Below are 16,175 nucleotides of genomic sequence, written 5' to 3'. Positions count from 1 at the left end.
GGTCGGTGTCGCGCACGAGGCTGCTCGGTAGCGGGACGCGGTCAGCCGCCATCGCACGCGAAAAACCCGGCGACGTCGACGATTGCCCCCGGGATACTGGTCGCCCATGGATGAAGTCCAAATGGTCGTCGCCCATTCCGAGCGCGCGACCCTGCGCGTCGGCGACGTGTTCCTGAAGGTGGACGCCGATCAGGCGCGCATCGACGTCGAGGTCGAGGCGATGGCCCTGGCGCCGGTCCCGACCCCGAAGGTCCTGTGGCACAAGCCGCCGGTGCTCGCCATCGCCGCAGTCCCGGGGACGGCGCTCGGCCGCCTCGGCGAGCCGTCTACCGCGTCCCCGGCGGCGTGGGCCGCGGCGGGCGCCGCCATCCGGAGGTTGCACGACGCGCCGTTGCCGCCCCGGCTCGGCCGGGCCGGCCGGGGCCGCGACGAGTTGGCGGCGGATCTCGACGGTGAGTGCGAGTGGCTCGTGACGAACGGCGTCCTGCCCGCCGACCTGGTCACCCGCAACCGCCAGGTCGCCGAGGACGCGCTCCGGCCGTGGGCCCCGGTGTTCACGCACGGCGACCTGCAGATCGCTCACGTGTTCGTCGACGGCGACGAGATCACGGGCATCATCGACTGGTCCGAGGCGGGCCGAGGTGATGCCCTGTTCGACCTCGCCATCTTGACGCTCGGACACGAGGAGCACCTCGGCGACGTCGTCGCCGGCTATGGCACCGACGTCGACCTCGACGTGATCCGCGCGTGGTGGTCGTTGCGAAGCCTGCTGGTGGTTCGCTGGCTGGTCGAGCACGGCTTCGACCCGTTCGCGCCGGGCTGTGAGGTCGACGTGCTGAGATCCCGGCTGTGAGGCTGCGCGGGCCCGACTGCTATGAGAAGTCCTATCGGATGATCAGTGGATGAGGCGTCGCCGGCGATGATGGCGGCGGCCAGGGTCATGAAGGCTTCGTGGATGTCGTCGCGAATCTCCCAGCGGATGCGCAGGCGGTGGAGCCAATGGAACAGGGCGATCGTCTGCTCGATCATCCAGCGATGCCTACCCAGGCCGGAGCCGTACGGGGTGCCACGGCGGGCGATGACCGGCAGTCCCGTCGGGCAGGGGCCCGCCTGATCGTAGGGGCCTATCCGGCTGCTTCCCCGGGTCGTCTCCGGTCATCCGCGTCGTCGCGTAGCGAGATGCCGGCGGGCCTCTAGACCTCCGACGACCTGGCATGTAAGACCTGCCGCGCGCCTGTCACTCACCAAGACGTGCCCGGCAGGATCTCTAGTTCAGACGCCAACTGCGGCACGAGCCGCATCGCAAAGGAGTGAAGCAGCATGGGCGTTCGAAGGCCGCAAACTGATCGCCGTCAGCGGCAGGAGCGGCATGGGACGGCAGAGTGCTGAAGACGTCATCGCGGCCGGCGGCTCGGCCGTCATCATCGGCCGCGACCAGGCCCGCGTGGACGACACCGTCAGCACCTTGTCCAGAACGGGGAGGCATGGGGCATCACTGCCGACCTTGCCAACCACGACGACGTCAGGCGGGTCCAGGACACGCCGGCGGCCGAGCACGCTGACGCCGCCCTCCTGGTGAACTCAGCCGGCTTCTTCATCCCCAAGGCTTTCCTCGACTACGAGGGCGCCGACTACGACGCCTACCTCGAGCTCGCCATGTCAGCCTTCTTCCTCACCCAACCGTCACCCGAGGCATGATCAGCGCCGGCGAAGGCGCCATCGATGTGGGCCCACCAAGCCGTCGCCGCACCCCCGCGACCGGTTACTCGATGGGCAAGGCGGCCCTCCATGCGCTCACCCACAACCTGGCCATGGAGCTCGCGGAGCACAAGATCCGCGTCAACGCCGTGGCGCCACCCCCTTGTATGAGGCGTTCGTACCCAGGGACCAGCCCGAGGCCACGCTCAACACCTTCAACGGCTTCCACCCGCTCGGCCGTGTGGGAACGCCCAAGGGCATTGCCTCTGCGGTGACTTACCTGCTCTCCGACGATGCCAGCTGGGTCACCGGCGCGATCGTCAACGTCGACGGCGGCGTTATGGCGGGCCGGAATCAGGCCTCAAAGAGATCCCCTGCCACGCGAGGTCCGGGCACAGCACGGACTCCTTGGCAAACCAACACGAGAAGTCAAACCCCACAGCGAGGAGCTAGAACCATGGCACAGACATATGAGCGCACGCCCGAGGCAGTAGAACGACTGACGTCACGACAGGGGGCGGTCACCCAGGACGACGTCACCGAGCCGCCCTTGGAAAACGAGTTCTGGAACTCAAAGGAGCCAGGCATCTACGTCGATGTGGTCTCAGGCGAACCGCTCTCCGCGTCGGACCACAACGCGGACGCCGTCGTACGAACACGGGTGCGTGTGCCCCTGCGGTTCCGCGACGGGTTCAGCACGGTGGCCGAGGCCGTGACCTTCCGTGGTCTGGCCGACGACGGCGAGCACGTGGCGCTCGTCTTCGGTGAGCCGGACGCGGGCGCGTCCCCGCTGGTGCGCCTGCACTCCGAATGCCTCACCGGCGACGTCTTCGGCTCGGCACGCTGCGACTGCGGCCCGCAGCTGCGCGAGGCCGTCGAGCGGCTCTCCGCGGCGGAAGGGGTGCTGCTCTACCTGCGTCAGGAGGGTCGGGGGATCGGCCTGTACAACAAGCTGGACGCCTACGCCCTGCAGGACCACGGCCTGGACACCTACGCCGCGAACGCCGCGCTCGGGCTGCCGGAGGACGGTCGGGACTACACCGTCGCCGCGCAGATGCTCGGCGCGCTCGGGATCGGCAGTGTCGACCTGCTGTCCAACAATCCCGACAAGGAGCGTCAGCTGTCCGCCCTCGGCGTGACGGTGCGCCGCCGGGTGCCCACAGGCGTCTTCGCCACCGACAGCAACATGCGCTACCTGCGCGCCAAGGTCGACCGTACGGGCCACACCATCGCCCTGACCGAACTCGCGAGTTAGCCGGGAGCCCCCGATGGCCACCACTCGGCCGTACGTGCTGCGGTCCGCCGCGGCGACCGCCGACGGCTACCTCGACGACGCCGGCCCCGAGCGGCTCCTGTTGTCCAGCGGCGAGGACTTCGACCGGGTCGACGCGGTGCGCGCCGAAGTCGACGCCATCCTCCTCGGGGCCACGGCCGTGCGCCGCGACAACCCGCGACTGCTGGTCGGCTCGGCGGAGCGGCGAACCGCCCACCTGGGGGAGGTCTGACCGAGCACCCCATGAAGGTGGTGGTCACCGGCTCCGGCGACCTGGACCCGTCACTGGCCCTGTGGCACTGCGGCGGCGCGAAGCTGGTCGTCACCGTCACCGTCACTGTCGACGCCGCGCTCTGGGACCCGCCGCGTATCCGGGCGGCTCGTGCGCCTAGATGAGGCCGATGGAGGCCCGCCTGGTCGGCGACGTCGTGCTGCTGCGCTACTTCCCCAAGGAGCGTTCGGCCGGCGTCACACGACCCGACGACCCTGAACAGGCAGGGCAATGACGTCGGGACGAGCTACCGCTCGGCGATCTTCTACCAGAACGAGCAACAGCGCGATATCGCCAACGCCACGAGCAAAGACGTCGAGACCAGCGGTATGTGGCCCAGCAAGGTCGTTACGGAGGTGACCCCCATCGGGACGTTCTGGGAGGCAGAGCCTGAGCACCAGGATTACCTGATCAAGCATCCCAACGGCTGCACGTGCCACTACGTCCGACCTCAGTGGCAGCTGCCCCACCAGGAACACGGCAGCTGATAGAGCGAATTGCCCACGGCTAGGAGCAGACCCCGCGACTCCAAGAAGATGGGGAGTGCTTCTCGTTGGCTGGACACTCTGGCTAGGCATCCAAGGCATGAATCAACCAAGGTGGACGCGTGGATGACAACGCGCAGAACGCATCCGGCGATCAGCGGAGTGATCACTGGGCTCGACTGGACGCCTTTCTCCAGACCGATCCGCGCGACGCCGGCTGCGACGAAGCCATGGAGATGCTGGACGTCTACGCGGAGCTGCTTGCTGCGGGCAACGATCCGAGCGAGCGGTTCCCGGGCGTTCATGCGCACTTTCTGGCCTGCGGTCCATGCGCCCAAGACTTGGAGGGCCTGCTATCCGCTGCGGTGACCTCCCAGGAAGCTGCGGAGGAACTTCAGCCGCGCGACCATGTCGTGAGGCCGCAGTAGGGCTCTTCCGAGGGATCTCCTGATGGCTGCGTGGTCTCAGCCACGGGCCTTCGCGCGCGCCGACTCGGCGGACGCACGATCGGAGTAGCCGGGGTGTCGGGCGTCGATCAGATCGGCATAGGTGGTCGTTCGCGAGAGATAGTCGACCACAAAGGGGCAGATTGCGGTGATCGTGCCCTCGCGGGCGCGGATCTCGTCGAGCACGCGCCGCACCATCGCACCGGCGACACCTTGGTGTTGATGACTGGGCTCGACTTCGGTGTGCCGGAGGGCGTACCGGTTGGGCTTCAGATGGGTGTAGTAGAGCCAGCCGACCAGTTCGCCGTCCCGGTAGAGCTCCAAGCGGCCTTGGCTGGTGTTGTCAATCAGGTCCTCAGCAGCCGGTGCCTGTTCTTCACTGCTCATCGGCCCACTCCTTCAACGTGTATCTGCGGCGTGCGTTCGGGCAGTCCTCGTTTTGGACGCTGAAGTCCAAGTATGTCGTGTGAATGCTCGCAGAGCACCACCGTAGTGTCGTAAATTGGACTAGATAGTCCGCGTGAGCCCTTGCGGGTGCTGGCTAGACCCACCGACTGGAGACGAACGAGGCGAGAAGAGAGCATGAAGCCATCACCGGCCGCCGTTGAGGTGCGCAAGGATGAGACCACCCGCCTTTACGAGGCACTGATCGATGGCCAGGTCGTCGGGAATCTGGCCTACGAGACTTCCGGCGGACGAGTCTCACTCACACACTCCTACGTGGACCGAGACCAACGGCATCGGGGCGTCGCTTCGGCACTGGCGCGCTACGCCCTGGAAGAGCTGAGCCAAAGTCAGACCAAGGTTGGCATCTACTGCGGGTTTGTTGCCGACTACGTCCAAGACCACCCCGAGTTCAACGACGCCGTCGACATCAGCCGCTCGGCTTTCATCGCCACTCGCACCGCGCGAGACACGAACAGCGGGCGCTGACGTCATGGATGACCTGCACATCACCATCGAGCCTGACCGCATCGTCACTTCGACCCTCATCCTGCGGTCCTGGTCTGCCGAAGACGCCCACGGCGCGTTCGAGATCTACGAGGGCAAACGTCTTGGAATGACAGTCGTCGATCACTTCGACTGGGCACATCACGGCGTACAACTCGAGGTGCTGCGGATGAGCCGGGCCGACCTTCACAAGATCCGACCGGGAGTCTTGCTGGACTCCTATGACCCAGACGGGCTAAGGCTCTCGATGTACGCAAGTGCCATGTCGATTGATGTTGCCATCGGTGTGACATCGCGCGCGGTCTGGGCCAGCATGTACCCGCCCTGGAGGGCGGCCATGAGCCCGGTCGCGAGCTGGTCTATCGACGCCTCGGGCGCAAGCGCACCACCGTCTTGAAGCCGTCGCAACACGCCTGCCAGGAGTCCCTGCCATTCGGTGAACAGTTGAGACAGGGCTTGGCGTGCGAGAGCGTCGTGATCGGAGACCTCGGAGGCCAGCGAGCCGAGCGCACAGCCGTAGGCACCATGTCGAAGGGCATTGTTCTGGACCAACGCGTCCCGCCAGCGTCGCAGGCCCCGGATCGTCGAGACATGGCCGAGGGCTTCGCGCTCGCGCTCGATGATGCGTTCTCCCACGTGGTCAACGACGGCCCGCACGAGCGCGTCCTTGCCGTCGAAGTGGTGGTACAACTGCGACTTGCTCACTCCGCTCGCCGCGAGCACGTCATCAAGCGTGGTGGCCCCGACTCCTTGGATGTACATCAGTTCGGTTGCCGCGGCGACGATCCTTGCCCGCGTCTTCGCGCCGCGCGCCGTCAGGCGTCTGCCATCGTGCGAGTCAGCGGTGGTCATCACGGGTTCATGTTACCGATCGGGCAACTCGTTACCGTTCGCGCGTGGCTACAGATGCCTACGTGGTAGCAGGGGCTCGCACTCCGTGCAGGAAGGTTCCCAAACGATCTCCAACAGCGTCCGAATCAGTTCGCGGCGCTGGTCGACGACACTGCGCCTGTTCAGACCCGTACGGCCCGATCCGCCGTCGTACGCCCCGGCGGCTCCCAGCGTGGCTCCCACGAATTGGGATGACGGCCTCACCGCAGGCTGGCCATACTCAGTCGATTGTCCGACCGACTTCCAACAGTCCCCGCACGCGGAGTGCCGATCATGACCGAGGATGAGATCTTCAAAGCGATACGGTCAGACCCTGGGCCCGATGTACTACCGGTGGCCCCGTCCGAGGCCGTCGCTGAGGCTGAAGAGGCCATCGGTTACCCGCTTCCTTCGCTGCTGCGGCGGTTGTATCTGGAGGTGGGAAACGGAGGTTTCGGTCCTCGCGGTGGCATCATCGGTGTACGGGGCTATGACTTTTGGAAAAGCGACATTTTCGCGGACGTCACTGAATCGGCTGTGGCGTTTCGTGCCGAGCCTTGCGGACGGCGGGCGGGCATGATCCAGTTGTTGGACTGGGGGTGTGCAATCGCGTCACTGCTAGATTGCCGCGACCCCGAGGGGGCGATGTGGGGATGGGACCCCAATCTGTGCTGCTTGGATCATGCGCTCTTCCCTCAGGACATCACCTTCGCGTCGTGGCTCGCGGAGTCGATCGGCCGCGATTTCGCCGAACCGTTCTATGACGGTTACTTCGAGGTCTCACCGCGAGATGAGGCAGAGATCGCGGTGAGCACTATAGGAGAAGAAGAGGAACCGTGCATGTGGTCGCCGCCCGTATGGGTGAAGGGTAGGAAGGCCGGCGATGACTGACGGGTTGGCTTCGTAAGCGAGTACGTGCCCAGCTCAGGAGGAGCGCTTCCACCAAGATCTGGGCCAAGGCGATCAAGAAAGCCCAGGCTTCGTATCCGATCTGGACTATCACGCTGAGAGCCAGTGACGGGAATCGAACCCGCGCTGTCAGCTTGGGAAGTGTATGGATCAGGGCTCATAGGGCCGCTGAGCTGGGCTTCAGGCCGGTCGTGAGTGACCGTGGTTGACCCCTCGTCCCCCTGTCTAATTGCACGCTAATTGCACGACGATCAGGCGGTTCACCCGCGGCTTGACGGGCGTAGCTGCTGCTCAACTCCCACACCGCGGGCCAGTGGTTGATGAGCGCAGCCCTTCCCTACCGGGTCAGCGGTCGAACCACGCTTTGGCAGAGGGTAGGAGCAACAGAAGGAGTACGACGACGGGCAGGACCAGGCTGTACATGTTGGGAGGGGGGTCGAGCGTACGTCCGGAGACGTAGGTGAGAGCCATGAGGCACTCGAGTCCAAGCGCGGCGATCCTGACCCGTCTTCTCCGCGAGATCCACTTGCCTGCCCACCAGCCGATCAGCACTGCGATCACAACGCTGAGGCCGAGAACCAGTGATGTCAGGACATCACCTTTACCGCCCAATGCCGCTAGCGGAGCGATAAGCAGCACGCCGGACAAGAGTCCCAGCGCCCCTTGGACGATCATGATGAACTGGGCGCTCTTAACCGCGAGCGACATACGCTCGTTCTTCACTGCCTCAGCCACAGGACCTCTTGGGGGGCTCGCAGTCTGCCTAGGCACTGGGCGTCTGGCCGTGTGCCTCATAAGGACTGTAATGGTGATCAGAGCCTACTTCCTGCGAGGCTGCGGTTCCGTCCCGGATGTCACCGTGTGGCTGTGACTCGGGCTCTGAACCTCATGCCTAGTAAGGACCACCCCGGAAATACATGCTCTTGTGTGGCCGAGGACGGTCGCCGCGCTCATGCGCGACGTCGGACCGGTCGGCGGGCGTCGACCGCTTGGCGAGAACTCGCAGCCTCTCCAAGCCGGCGAGGACATCAGAGCGATTGCCTGACGTCTTCATCCATCGTGGCAATCGCGCGAACATGGCCCTCGTCGGCCGAGCACCGCCGCGCTCACGTAACCGGGCGCCAACGTAGGCCGCCAGCTCGTTGACGTGCTCCTCGTTGTAGGCCCAGAGAATTTGGCCGACACTACGGGTCTGCAGCCACAGAGGTCGACGGAAGAACGGGTCCTCAGTGCCGCCCAATGCCACGCCGACCAACCCGGTCCCCCGCAGCTCGGGTGTCCAATCGGCGACGGCGCCGCACTCCCCGCAAGTCAGACGGCGCGGCCGGTACAACAGCTCACTGAAGAATCTGAGTTCAGGAAGACCCGGCCGGGGAACGACGACGGCACACCCACCGCACCGCGGGCACACTACGAGGATTCGGCCGGCGAACCGAGCCAACCACCGTCCCGAGTCGTGGTGGCGGTCCGGATCGATGCCCGGCTCAAGCTCCATGGCGGACACCATGACAAAGCAACCAGCCTGTCCGCAACCAAGTTGCGTGCCCGCGCACATTCCACCTTCCTGATCACCCCGTGTGCCGTCGACCCGCCCGCAGGGGAAGCGGGCCAAGGCGACCTGGTGGCCTCGGTCCGCAGGCAGTAGCGCTGGACCTCTATGTCCCCGGAGAACTCTAGGCACGAAGCTCTGCAGGGTGCAGTAGAACGGGCTCTTCGCACACGAGCGCCTACGGAGGCGCATAGGCAACGACGCTCTTGCGCCACAAGCCCTATCGATCAGCGTAAGAAGCCGCGGTCTAGGTGCCACGAACACTGGTGAACCAAAAATGTCATGCAGGCGAGGATTGGATACAGGGGGCGCCGGATGAAGGCGATTGTGGTGACGGATCAGGCCGCGGGGACGGCCGGGATGACGCTGGTCGAGCGGCCCGAGCCGGAGGCGGCGGTGAACGATGTCCTCATTGAGGTACATGCGTCGGGATTCACCCCCGGCGAGCTGACGTGGCCCGGAACCTGGACCGATCGCCTCGGCCGCGACCGCACGCCGTCGATCCCCGGCCACGAGGTTGCCGGTGTGGTCAGCGCGCTCGGCTATGGCACGAGGGGGCTGTCGGTGGGACAGCGGGTTTTCGGCCTCGCGGACTGGACTCGGGACGGCACCCTGGCCGAGTACGTAGCCATCGAGGCGCGCAACGTTGCGCCGCTGCCGGGCGATGTCGACTTCACGGTGGGCGCGAGCCTGCCGATCTCCGGCCTGACCGCGTGGCAGGGACTATTCGTGCACGGCCGCTTCCAGGTGGGACAGAGCGTCCTCGTGCACGGCGCGGCCGGCGGAGTCGGCTCTTTGGTGACCCAGCTCGCCAAAGAGGCCGGTGCCCATGTCATCGGCACCGGACGTGCCGCCGATCGGCAGACCGCACTCGACTTCGGCGCGCAGGAGTTCGTCGACCTCGACAACGACTCGCTGGACGACGTCGGGGGAGTCGATCTGGTCTTCGACGTGATCGGCGCCGACATCGGGAAGCGGTCCGCGAGCCTCGTTCGAGCCGGCGGAATGCTGGTGACCATCGCCGGCCCGCCCGAAGCGCAGCCGGCGGAGGGTTTGGCGGTCGACTTCGTCGTCGAGGCCGATCGCGCGCAGCTGGGTGAGATCGTCCAGCGGATCCGGGATGGTCGGTTGCGGACCAACATCGGCACCGTCGCGGCGCTCGACGACGCCGTCGCCGCCTTCAACCCGACCGAGCGGATCAAGGGAAAGACCATCATCCGCGTTCGTCCATAAGGACGCGGAGGCCACAGCCGATTTTCTAAGGCCACCTATTGGCTCCCCGACAGAAACCGTGACAATGACGATCAATCTCGGGGTCGAGGCCGCCACCCGCGAAGAGAACAACGCAGCGCTCACCGCTGCTCTGGACCAGACAGGTGCTCACCGCCTTCGAGCACGACCTGACGTAGCCGTCCGGCGTTCAGACGTAGCTCGAGTTGTTCAGCGGGTCCGGGATGGTCGGCTGCGGACGAACATCGGCACCGTCGCGGCTCTCGACGATGCCGTCGTCGCCGTCAACCCGACCGAGCCGGTCTGGGGCAAGGGCATCATCGGCGTTCGCCGATAAGGACGCGGAGACAACACAGACCCTCATTACGACGTGGCGGGTGTCTGTGAGCACTGTTGCAGAGAGGTATTCAATGAAAGCGATCGTGGTGACGAACCGGTCCGCGGGAACGGCCGGGATGAAGCTGGTGGAGCGGCCTGATCCGGATGCGGCGAGGCTCGCCAGTCTTGAGGGCGCGAACTACGGCGATGTCGTCGTTGAAGTTCATGCGTCGGGATTCACAGGGAATGAGCTGGAGTGGCCCTCGACCTGGATCGATCGCCTCGGCCGTGACCGCACGCCGTCGATCCCCGGACACGAGGTAGCCGGTGTGGTCACCGCCCTCAGCTATGGCGCCACCGGCCTGTCGGTGGGACAGCGGGTGTTCGGCCTCACGGACTGGACTCGCGACGGCACCCTCGCAGAGTACGCAGTCGTCGAGGCACGCAATCTCGCGCCGCTGCCGGACGATATTGACTTCACGGTCGGCGCAGGCGTCGCGATGACCGGCCTGACCGCGTGGCAAGGTCTGTTCGAGCACGGCCACCTTCAGGCCGGCCAGAACGTCCTCGTGCACGGCGCGGCCGGCGCTGTCGGCTCGATGGCAACCCAGCTCGCACGTGAGGCCGGCGCCCACGTCATCGGGACCGGCCGCGCCATCGGCCGGCAGACCGCGCTCGACTTCGGCGCGCACGAGTTCGTCGACCTCGACAGCGACACTCTGGAAGATGTCGGCGGAGTCGACCTGGTTTTCGATGTCCTTGGCGGCGACATCCAGAAGCGGTCTACAGGTCTGATTCGAGCCGGGGGAACGCTGGTGACCGTCACCGGACCACCGGAAGCACGGCCTGCGGACGGCCTGGCGATCGACTTCGTCGTCGTGTCCGACCGCTCTCAACTGAATGAGATCGCCCAGCGGGTGCGGGACGGACGAGTGCGAACGAACATCGGCACCGTCGCGGCCCTGGACGACGCCGTCGCTGCCTTCAACCCGACCGAGCGGATCAAGGGAAAGACCATCATCCGCGTTCGTCCATAAGGACGCGGAGGCAACACCCGTTGCCCAAAGCCCACTTCTTGGCTCCCCCGACAGAAAGCGCGACAATGACGATCAATCTCGAGGCCGAGGCGGCCACCCGCGAAGAGAACAACGCAGCGCTCATTGCTGCTCTGGACCAGACAGAACCCAGCGAGGTGGAATCCAGCTGGGAGCTCGATGTCATCAACGACACCGAGCACGGCCGATGGATCGCCACCCTCGGCGCCGACACGATCGCCGAACTCACGTACCGGTTCGTGGGCGGCCGTGTTGTGCTGCTGACGACCTGGGTCGACCCCGCGTACCGCAGAAATCGGGTGGCCACGGAGCTCGTAGCTCGCGTGCTGGACGAGATCCGCGAGAGCAGGAAGAAGATCACCATCATCTGCCCGTTCGTGGGGGAGTTCATCGACCGCAACCCCGAGTACGCCGACCTCATCGACAAGGTCCGTCCTGGCTCCGGCGCCCACCCCAAGCATGAACCCGCGGAAGTCGGTCACGACGAGGAGCTCACCGCGTTCCAGCGCGACCTGGCGTAACCGTCCGGCGGCTCAGCATCCTTAGCTGCACCGCGTACACGGCACCGAAACGACAACCCACCTGCAGCGAACGCCGAAACGCATATAGAAGGAACAAGAAAATGAACGACACCAAGCAGTCCACCGAAGATCTGGCGATCCTCGAGCAGCTTAACCTCGACTACAACCATGCGGATCAGGCCAGCGATGCCAAGCGCTTCAGTGAGTTTCTTGCTGACGATTTCATCGTGCAGACACCGGGCGTCACCCGCAACCGCGACGAGTACCTCGAGTACATCGCTAAGCCGCGCCCTTTCAAGGATCTCGCACTGCGCGAAGCCAAGATCCGCATCCTCGGCGATGTTGCGCTCATCCACGGCCGCGCCGCATACACCATGATCGCCGATGGAGTGGAGCAAGAAGCGCTGTACACGGACGTGTACCAGAAGCGTGAGGGCGCCTGGGTCTGCGTCTCCGCCTGCGCGATCGCCCCGGGCGCCTGACCCGAACAAGATCAGCGGAATCGACACCCCCAGGACGCGCTCAAGCAGGCCGGAGCGTCCACGACCGACATCGGCTCAGAGCGGACCTGGCTCACCGACACCTCCACGGTGCGCAGCTACGTCGACGTGCGCAATCCGAAGCCTCCAGAGACTCCGGGGTGGTTCAGAACAATGGAAAGGCACGGCTCGATGCAAAACGGGGCACCAGCGCTCAACCAGGCTCGTCGGGGCAGAACGCTCCGGCTGGCATTCGTATCTGCGGTCCTCTCCCTGGTGGCCGCGTTTGCCGCGGTGGGCTCGACGATCCCGCTTTTCAACATCTACCGGGCCGAGGACGGGTTCACCAACGCCGGTATCTCGATGACCGTCGTCGCCTACTCCGCTGCCACTCTCACCACACTGTTGATGATGGGACGGCTGTCAAATCATCTGGGCCGCCGACCCACCTCGATCGCGAGCCTCGGCCTTCTTGTGCTGGGCTGTCTGCTGCTGCTGAACGTGCACGACATCGGCATCCTGATCGCCGGCCGGCTCCTGATGGGCCTCGGTGCCGGGCTGGCCAGCAGCAGCCTCACCTCCTACATCGTCGATGCCGCACCGGCCAGGCCGGCCTGGTTGGCCTCCGTCGCCTCCAGCCAGACAGTCATGCTCGGCCTCGCCGTCGGCGCCATCGCGTCCGGAGCCCTGGTCCAGTTCGGCCCCTGGCCACGCGAGCTCATCTACCTGGTTGCCGTCGGCTTCCTCCTCCTGTCTGCCGCACTCGTCGCCGTAAGCCCGGAGACGGCAACTCCGTCGCCGGGCGCTTGGTTGTCACTGCGTCCCCGGGTCCGGCTACCGGCCCGGGTCAGGCATCTGCTCCCTGTCGCTGCGGCGGTGTTCCTGGCCACCTGGGCGACCGGGGCCTTCTACCAAGCTTTCGTGCCCGCACTGGTCGAAGATCAACTCCATACCCACAGCTCGCTCATCCTCGGGCTGGTGTTCGCCGCCTACATGGCTCCCAGCATTCTCGGTGCTCCCCTCGGCGGCCGGTTCACATCCGCGGCCGCCCAACGCCTCGGCATGAGCATCTTCCTGGCCGGATGGATCGGCATCATCACAGCGATCGCCACCGGCACACTGGTGCTGTTCATCGCCGCAACCATCGTCGCGGGCGCCAGCCAAGGCATCGCCATCAGCGCCGCCACCCGCGGCCTGCTGCACGGCAGCACCCTGGCCGACCGGGCACCGATCTTCAGCGCGATCTACCTCCTCTGCTACAGCGGCGCTGCCTTCCCCAGCCTCATCTCCGGGGAACTCTCGAGAACCTTTTCGCTACCGCAGCTCGCCCTCGGTTACGGCGGCCTTGCCATCGTCGCCACCCTGTTCACCGTCCTCGCTGCACGCAACCCGCACCCCGACACGAGCGGAATCAGCCGGCACGTGAGTAATCATGACGAACCTCACCGTCATCCAGACCTCACTCGACCCTGAGCAGAGCCCCGCCAGCGCTCGTCGATCGCCCGCCGGGGGTGTGCATCACGCGCTATCTCCGTAGCGGCCGCGGGCCGGTGTACGCATCTGTCGCGATCGGCGATGCCTGCACACGCACCGTCCACGACCTCAGGCACCGGTGCTCGCCTTCACCCTGGGTCCGGCGGCCCGATGGTCGTCCGCCACGTCGGCGCGATGCCCATCAGGCCCGGCTCCGACGCATGTGCCGCCGAACCGACGATCCGGGCCAACGGCGCTACCCGTGGCCCTGCAACCACGTCATCGCTCGCGATGACTACGCGCTCGACCCATCGGACAACGGTGTCGAGTCGCGTGCGGTCATCTGTGGCGTAGGGGGCAGGTAGCCACTCGCCACCAGCGCAGCGCGGAGCTTCTTCCGGGCGTCGAAGAGCACCTTGTACAGCGCGTTGTGGGTCGAGCCCAGCTCGTCAGCCAGGACATCCATCGGCATGCCGTTGAGGACCGTCGCGACGAACACAATGCGCTGACGCTCCGACAGATTCTCTTCGACCGCGGTCGAGACCGCCGCCGCGAACTCCCGGACTTGCGCCTCGTCGTCGGGGCCCACGTCGAACCTCGAGGCGATCCTGGACCAATCCTCTTGATCGTAGGGGACCTCGTGGCGACGCCAGAAGTGACGATTCATCTTGGTGGCCACGTTAAAGATCACGAATTTGCTCGCCCACGTGGTGAACCTTGCCTCACCCCGGAACCTATCCAGACGCTCGCCGATGGCCATCAACGCGTCAGCGGCGGCCTGGTGAGCAATGTCCTCGAGCTCCGGGCCGTCCAGCTCTAGGACCGGCGCACGCCGACGTGCCTCAGACTTCGCGACGCGAAGCAGCAACGGATACAGCTCCCTGCATGCCGCCTCTCTGACGGGGCCGGCAGCAGCGAGATCACGCACCCATCGGCGGTTCTCCCGATCAGTCTCTGGGTCCACTGCCTCCTCTTTCGCCAGAGCATCACAAGCCGCGCACACGCTGGTCAGGTCACTCCCACGCGGCACCTGAGCAACAAACTGGACGATTCAGTCCATCGATCGCCGTCGGGCGACAGCTGGCCGTGCTTACGCGGGGTGCACACCAGATAGCGGACCAGTTCTCACGGACGAACACTGATGATCGTCTTTTCCTGATCGTTACAGCGAGTTGTTGTAACGAAATCCGCTAGGCATTAGCATAGTGGACGCAATCGTCCAATCTCGCCAATGGGGCGGCTGTTCGTGGAGTTGTGCAGCCGGCTTGGCTTACCCCTCACGTCGAGGTGATGTACACGCTCAGCGAGACCATCAGGCTCCACGCCCTTCCGGTAGGCCTCAAGGGTGCTGATCAAACCGGCCCGGGACTGGGCGTTGAGGTGATACGGACGCCCGGGTGACATGCGTTCCCAGCGTTCGACGTGCGGTGCAGGTGCGACCCGCCATCGTGGCGTCGTTCCCGCTTGTCCGGAGTGAGCTACGACGATCTCAACCCGCCGTATTTCGGGGATCTCGACACCGAAGGACGGCTTATGCTCGCCGCGGCGCAGGTGCTGGAGCAGACGCTCTAAACGTCACGGATTAGTCCGGCATCTCGTGCCATGGCAACGACTGGGAACCTGTTCTCGCAGTTCAGGATGCTCGCTAAGTACCTTGCGTCACCCCGGCCGGTGGGAGTCCAGCACATCGGAGCGGCCAGTCACGTTAAGAACCATGATCACGTGACCTAAGTGCCACTTTTCGTTCCGATGTTCCTCAACCCCCATAACGAGCCCAACGAACTCAAGGGTTATTTCTTAGTACTACGGTGTTGCCTATTATGCGGATCCGCATCGTGGTAGCCGAGGACAGCTACCTCATCCGTGAGGGCCTGCGGCTGCTGCTCGCCACCCAGGACTACGTCGATCTCGTCGCCAGCGTGGCGAACCTGCCGGAGCTGACCGCAGCCGTCGACGAATATCTTCCCGACGTCGTCGTCACCGATGTGCGGATGCCGCCCGGCGACCAGGACGAAGGGATCCGGTTCGCTGAGGGGCTGACCCACTCGCATCCCCAAATCGGCGTCGTGGTGCTGTCCCAACACCTCGAACCGGAATGGGCGCTGAGACTGTTCGCCGCTCGAGCCTCCGGACGGGCGTATCTGCTCAAAGAACGCGTCGGTGACGCCGCACAGATTCGCAACGCCATCGAATCCGTAGCAGCCGGCGGTTCCTTCCTGGATCCGCATGTCGTGGACGCACTCGTGCAAACCCGCACTCGGCAGGCGTCGTCGCCATTGGCTCGGCTGACTCCACGCGAACGGGAAGTCTTAGCTTTGATCGCCACTGGCCTCTCCAACGCCGCAATCATGAACAGGCTGGTGCTCACCGAACGAACCGTGGAAAAGCACATCACCTCACTACTGGCCAAGTTCAACCTCGACCCCGACGACACCCGGGTACACCGTCGAGTCCAAGCCGTCCTGCTCTACCTCTCGTCACAGAACCCGTAACGGAGCCGCCATTCTCCAGAACACGGGAGAGCACACCCCTGCCGGGGAGTACGAACACCGAGAGAGGCGAGCCCTGGGCGAGGCCACGGGCAGGCGGTTACGACTACGGCGACAGCAGTGCGCGGCACACCGTATTGCCACCAGGGCCAGAGCAA

The 16,175-nt window shown here is 65.3% G+C and carries 20 protein-coding genes and 2 pseudogenes; 18 read left to right on the top strand and 4 right to left on the bottom strand.

Annotated features, from left to right (window positions below):
- Nucleotides 1-106 precede the first annotated feature (106 nt).
- From Pmi06nite_RS33955 to Pmi06nite_RS33925, 9 genes and pseudogenes are all read left to right on the top strand, one after another.
- Nucleotides 107-853: a phosphotransferase family protein gene (locus Pmi06nite_RS33955; RefSeq protein WP_203957278.1), complete on the top strand. Its 747-nt coding sequence runs from the start codon at nucleotides 107-109 to the stop codon at nucleotides 851-853.
- Between the two features lie 722 nt (nucleotides 854-1,575).
- On the top strand, nucleotides 1,576-1,698 hold the full coding sequence (locus tag Pmi06nite_RS42780; protein ID WP_275409631.1) for a hypothetical protein: 123 nt from the start codon (nucleotides 1,576-1,578) through the stop codon (nucleotides 1,696-1,698).
- Nucleotides 1,695-1,859, top strand: a pseudogene (locus tag Pmi06nite_RS43075) (SDR family oxidoreductase); the annotation flags it as partial. The gene Pmi06nite_RS42780 and the pseudogene Pmi06nite_RS43075, both read left to right, overlap by 4 nt.
- Nucleotides 1,860-1,861: 2 nt before the next feature.
- Nucleotides 1,862-2,026: pseudogene (locus tag Pmi06nite_RS42775) on the top strand (SDR family oxidoreductase); the annotation flags it as partial.
- Nucleotides 2,027-2,155: 129 nt separating this feature from the next.
- Nucleotides 2,156-2,953: a GTP cyclohydrolase II RibA gene (gene ribA / locus Pmi06nite_RS33945; protein WP_239114397.1), complete on the top strand. Its 798-nt coding sequence runs from the start codon at nucleotides 2,156-2,158 to the stop codon at nucleotides 2,951-2,953.
- 13 nt (nucleotides 2,954-2,966) lie between these two features.
- A complete protein-coding gene (locus Pmi06nite_RS33940) occupies nucleotides 2,967-3,203 on the top strand; it encodes a dihydrofolate reductase family protein (protein ID WP_203957277.1) in 237 nt (78 codons plus the stop codon).
- 11 nt (nucleotides 3,204-3,214) lie between these two features.
- Nucleotides 3,215-3,367 carry a hypothetical protein gene (locus Pmi06nite_RS33935; RefSeq protein ID WP_203957276.1) on the top strand — a complete coding sequence of 51 codons (153 nt, stop codon included), beginning with the start codon at nucleotides 3,215-3,217 and terminating at the stop codon, nucleotides 3,365-3,367.
- Nucleotides 3,368-3,457: 90 nt separating this feature from the next.
- On the top strand, nucleotides 3,458-3,730 hold the full coding sequence (locus Pmi06nite_RS42885) for a peptide-methionine (S)-S-oxide reductase (protein WP_203957392.1): 273 nt from the start codon (nucleotides 3,458-3,460) through the stop codon (nucleotides 3,728-3,730).
- A 119-nt stretch (nucleotides 3,731-3,849) separates the two neighbouring features.
- The gene (locus tag Pmi06nite_RS33925) at nucleotides 3,850-4,155 is read left to right on the top strand and encodes a hypothetical protein (RefSeq protein WP_203957275.1); all 306 of its coding nucleotides are present in this window, start codon (nucleotides 3,850-3,852) and stop codon (nucleotides 4,153-4,155) included.
- Between the two features lie 36 nt (nucleotides 4,156-4,191).
- Here the strand turns inward: Pmi06nite_RS33925 and Pmi06nite_RS33920 are convergent, their stop codons facing one another.
- Nucleotides 4,192-4,560: a GNAT family N-acetyltransferase gene (locus tag Pmi06nite_RS33920; protein WP_203957274.1), complete on the bottom strand. Its 369-nt coding sequence runs from the start codon at nucleotides 4,558-4,560 to the stop codon at nucleotides 4,192-4,194.
- Between the two features lie 195 nt (nucleotides 4,561-4,755).
- On the opposite strand from Pmi06nite_RS33920, the gene Pmi06nite_RS33915 reads away from it, so the two are divergent.
- A complete protein-coding gene (locus tag Pmi06nite_RS33915; protein ID WP_203957273.1) occupies nucleotides 4,756-5,106 on the top strand; it encodes a GNAT family N-acetyltransferase in 351 nt (116 codons plus the stop codon).
- Between the two features lie 237 nt (nucleotides 5,107-5,343).
- Here Pmi06nite_RS33915 and Pmi06nite_RS33910 read toward each other — a convergent pair whose 3' ends face one another.
- Nucleotides 5,344-5,976, bottom strand: a complete 633-nt coding sequence (locus Pmi06nite_RS33910) for a TetR/AcrR family transcriptional regulator (protein ID WP_203957272.1) — start codon at nucleotides 5,974-5,976, stop codon at nucleotides 5,344-5,346.
- 312 nt (nucleotides 5,977-6,288) lie between these two features.
- Here Pmi06nite_RS33910 and Pmi06nite_RS33905 point away from each other — a divergent pair, with 312 nt between their 5' ends.
- A complete protein-coding gene (locus Pmi06nite_RS33905; RefSeq protein ID WP_203957271.1) occupies nucleotides 6,289-6,885 on the top strand; it encodes a hypothetical protein in 597 nt (198 codons plus the stop codon).
- A gap of 363 nt (nucleotides 6,886-7,248) precedes the next feature.
- Here Pmi06nite_RS33905 and Pmi06nite_RS33900 read toward each other — a convergent pair whose 3' ends face one another.
- Nucleotides 7,249-7,638, bottom strand: coding sequence for a hypothetical protein (locus Pmi06nite_RS33900; protein WP_203957270.1), 390 nt, complete (start codon nucleotides 7,636-7,638; stop codon nucleotides 7,249-7,251).
- 1,174 nt (nucleotides 7,639-8,812) lie between these two features.
- Here Pmi06nite_RS33900 and Pmi06nite_RS33895 point away from each other — a divergent pair.
- From Pmi06nite_RS33895 to Pmi06nite_RS33870, 6 genes are all read left to right on the top strand, one after another.
- A complete protein-coding gene (locus Pmi06nite_RS33895) occupies nucleotides 8,813-9,685 on the top strand; it encodes an NADP-dependent oxidoreductase (protein WP_239114387.1) in 873 nt (290 codons plus the stop codon).
- A 64-nt stretch (nucleotides 9,686-9,749) separates the two neighbouring features.
- Nucleotides 9,750-10,019, top strand: a complete 270-nt coding sequence (locus Pmi06nite_RS33890; RefSeq protein ID WP_203957268.1) for a hypothetical protein — start codon at nucleotides 9,750-9,752, stop codon at nucleotides 10,017-10,019.
- A 73-nt stretch (nucleotides 10,020-10,092) separates the two neighbouring features.
- Nucleotides 10,093-11,037, top strand: a complete 945-nt coding sequence (locus tag Pmi06nite_RS33885; RefSeq protein WP_203957267.1) for an NADP-dependent oxidoreductase — start codon at nucleotides 10,093-10,095, stop codon at nucleotides 11,035-11,037.
- A gap of 65 nt (nucleotides 11,038-11,102) precedes the next feature.
- Nucleotides 11,103-11,576: a GNAT family N-acetyltransferase gene (locus Pmi06nite_RS33880; protein WP_203957266.1), complete on the top strand. Its 474-nt coding sequence runs from the start codon at nucleotides 11,103-11,105 to the stop codon at nucleotides 11,574-11,576.
- Nucleotides 11,577-11,677: 101 nt separating this feature from the next.
- Nucleotides 11,678-12,058, top strand: coding sequence for a nuclear transport factor 2 family protein (locus Pmi06nite_RS33875; protein WP_203957265.1), 381 nt, complete (start codon nucleotides 11,678-11,680; stop codon nucleotides 12,056-12,058).
- 108 nt (nucleotides 12,059-12,166) lie between these two features.
- On the top strand, nucleotides 12,167-13,528 hold the full coding sequence (locus tag Pmi06nite_RS33870; protein ID WP_203957264.1) for an MFS transporter: 1,362 nt from the start codon (nucleotides 12,167-12,169) through the stop codon (nucleotides 13,526-13,528).
- Between the two features lie 295 nt (nucleotides 13,529-13,823).
- Here Pmi06nite_RS33870 and Pmi06nite_RS33865 read toward each other — a convergent pair whose 3' ends face one another.
- Nucleotides 13,824-14,492 carry a sigma-70 family RNA polymerase sigma factor gene (locus tag Pmi06nite_RS33865; RefSeq protein ID WP_203957263.1) on the bottom strand — a complete coding sequence of 223 codons (669 nt, stop codon included), beginning with the start codon at nucleotides 14,490-14,492 and terminating at the stop codon, nucleotides 13,824-13,826.
- 856 nt (nucleotides 14,493-15,348) lie between these two features.
- Here Pmi06nite_RS33865 and Pmi06nite_RS33860 point away from each other — a divergent pair.
- Complete coding sequence (locus Pmi06nite_RS33860; RefSeq protein WP_203957262.1) at nucleotides 15,349-16,020, top strand: response regulator transcription factor; 672 nt, start codon at nucleotides 15,349-15,351, stop codon at nucleotides 16,018-16,020.
- The last annotated feature ends 155 nt before the right edge of the window (nucleotides 16,021-16,175 follow it).

The organism is Planotetraspora mira, assembly GCF_016863275.1.
In the GTDB taxonomy this organism is placed as follows: domain Bacteria; phylum Actinomycetota; class Actinomycetes; order Streptosporangiales; family Streptosporangiaceae; genus Planotetraspora; species Planotetraspora mira.
The sequence above is the reverse complement of the archived record's forward strand: the minus strand, read 5'-3'. Positions and strand labels throughout refer to the sequence as shown.

Excerpts from the sequence above, each read along its gene's own strand:
- Pmi06nite_RS33880 (WP_203957266.1), top strand. The coding sequence starts at position 11,103 with ATGACGATCAATCTCGAGGCCGAGGCGGCCACCCGCGAAGAGAACAAC.
- Pmi06nite_RS33920 (WP_203957274.1), bottom strand. The coding sequence starts at position 4,560 with ATGAGCAGTGAAGAACAGGCACCGGCTGCTGAGGACCTGATTGACAAC.
- Pmi06nite_RS33890 (WP_203957268.1), top strand. The coding sequence starts at position 9,750 with ATGACGATCAATCTCGGGGTCGAGGCCGCCACCCGCGAAGAGAACAAC.
- Pmi06nite_RS33915 (WP_203957273.1), top strand. The coding sequence starts at position 4,756 with ATGAAGCCATCACCGGCCGCCGTTGAGGTGCGCAAGGATGAGACCACC.
- Pmi06nite_RS33935 (WP_203957276.1), top strand. The coding sequence starts at position 3,215 with ATGAAGGTGGTGGTCACCGGCTCCGGCGACCTGGACCCGTCACTGGCC.
- Pmi06nite_RS33955 (WP_203957278.1), top strand. The coding sequence starts at position 107 with ATGGATGAAGTCCAAATGGTCGTCGCCCATTCCGAGCGCGCGACCCTG.
- ribA (WP_239114397.1), top strand. The coding sequence starts at position 2,156 with ATGGCACAGACATATGAGCGCACGCCCGAGGCAGTAGAACGACTGACG.
- Pmi06nite_RS33885 (WP_203957267.1), top strand. The coding sequence starts at position 10,093 with ATGAAAGCGATCGTGGTGACGAACCGGTCCGCGGGAACGGCCGGGATG.
- Pmi06nite_RS33940 (WP_203957277.1), top strand. The coding sequence starts at position 2,967 with ATGGCCACCACTCGGCCGTACGTGCTGCGGTCCGCCGCGGCGACCGCC.
- Pmi06nite_RS33910 (WP_203957272.1), bottom strand. The coding sequence starts at position 5,976 with ATGACCACCGCTGACTCGCACGATGGCAGACGCCTGACGGCGCGCGGC.
- Pmi06nite_RS33875 (WP_203957265.1), top strand. The coding sequence starts at position 11,678 with ATGAACGACACCAAGCAGTCCACCGAAGATCTGGCGATCCTCGAGCAG.
- Pmi06nite_RS33895 (WP_239114387.1), top strand. The coding sequence starts at position 8,813 with ATGACGCTGGTCGAGCGGCCCGAGCCGGAGGCGGCGGTGAACGATGTC.
- Pmi06nite_RS33860 (WP_203957262.1), top strand. The coding sequence starts at position 15,349 with ATGCGGATCCGCATCGTGGTAGCCGAGGACAGCTACCTCATCCGTGAG.
- Pmi06nite_RS33905 (WP_203957271.1), top strand. The coding sequence starts at position 6,289 with ATGACCGAGGATGAGATCTTCAAAGCGATACGGTCAGACCCTGGGCCC.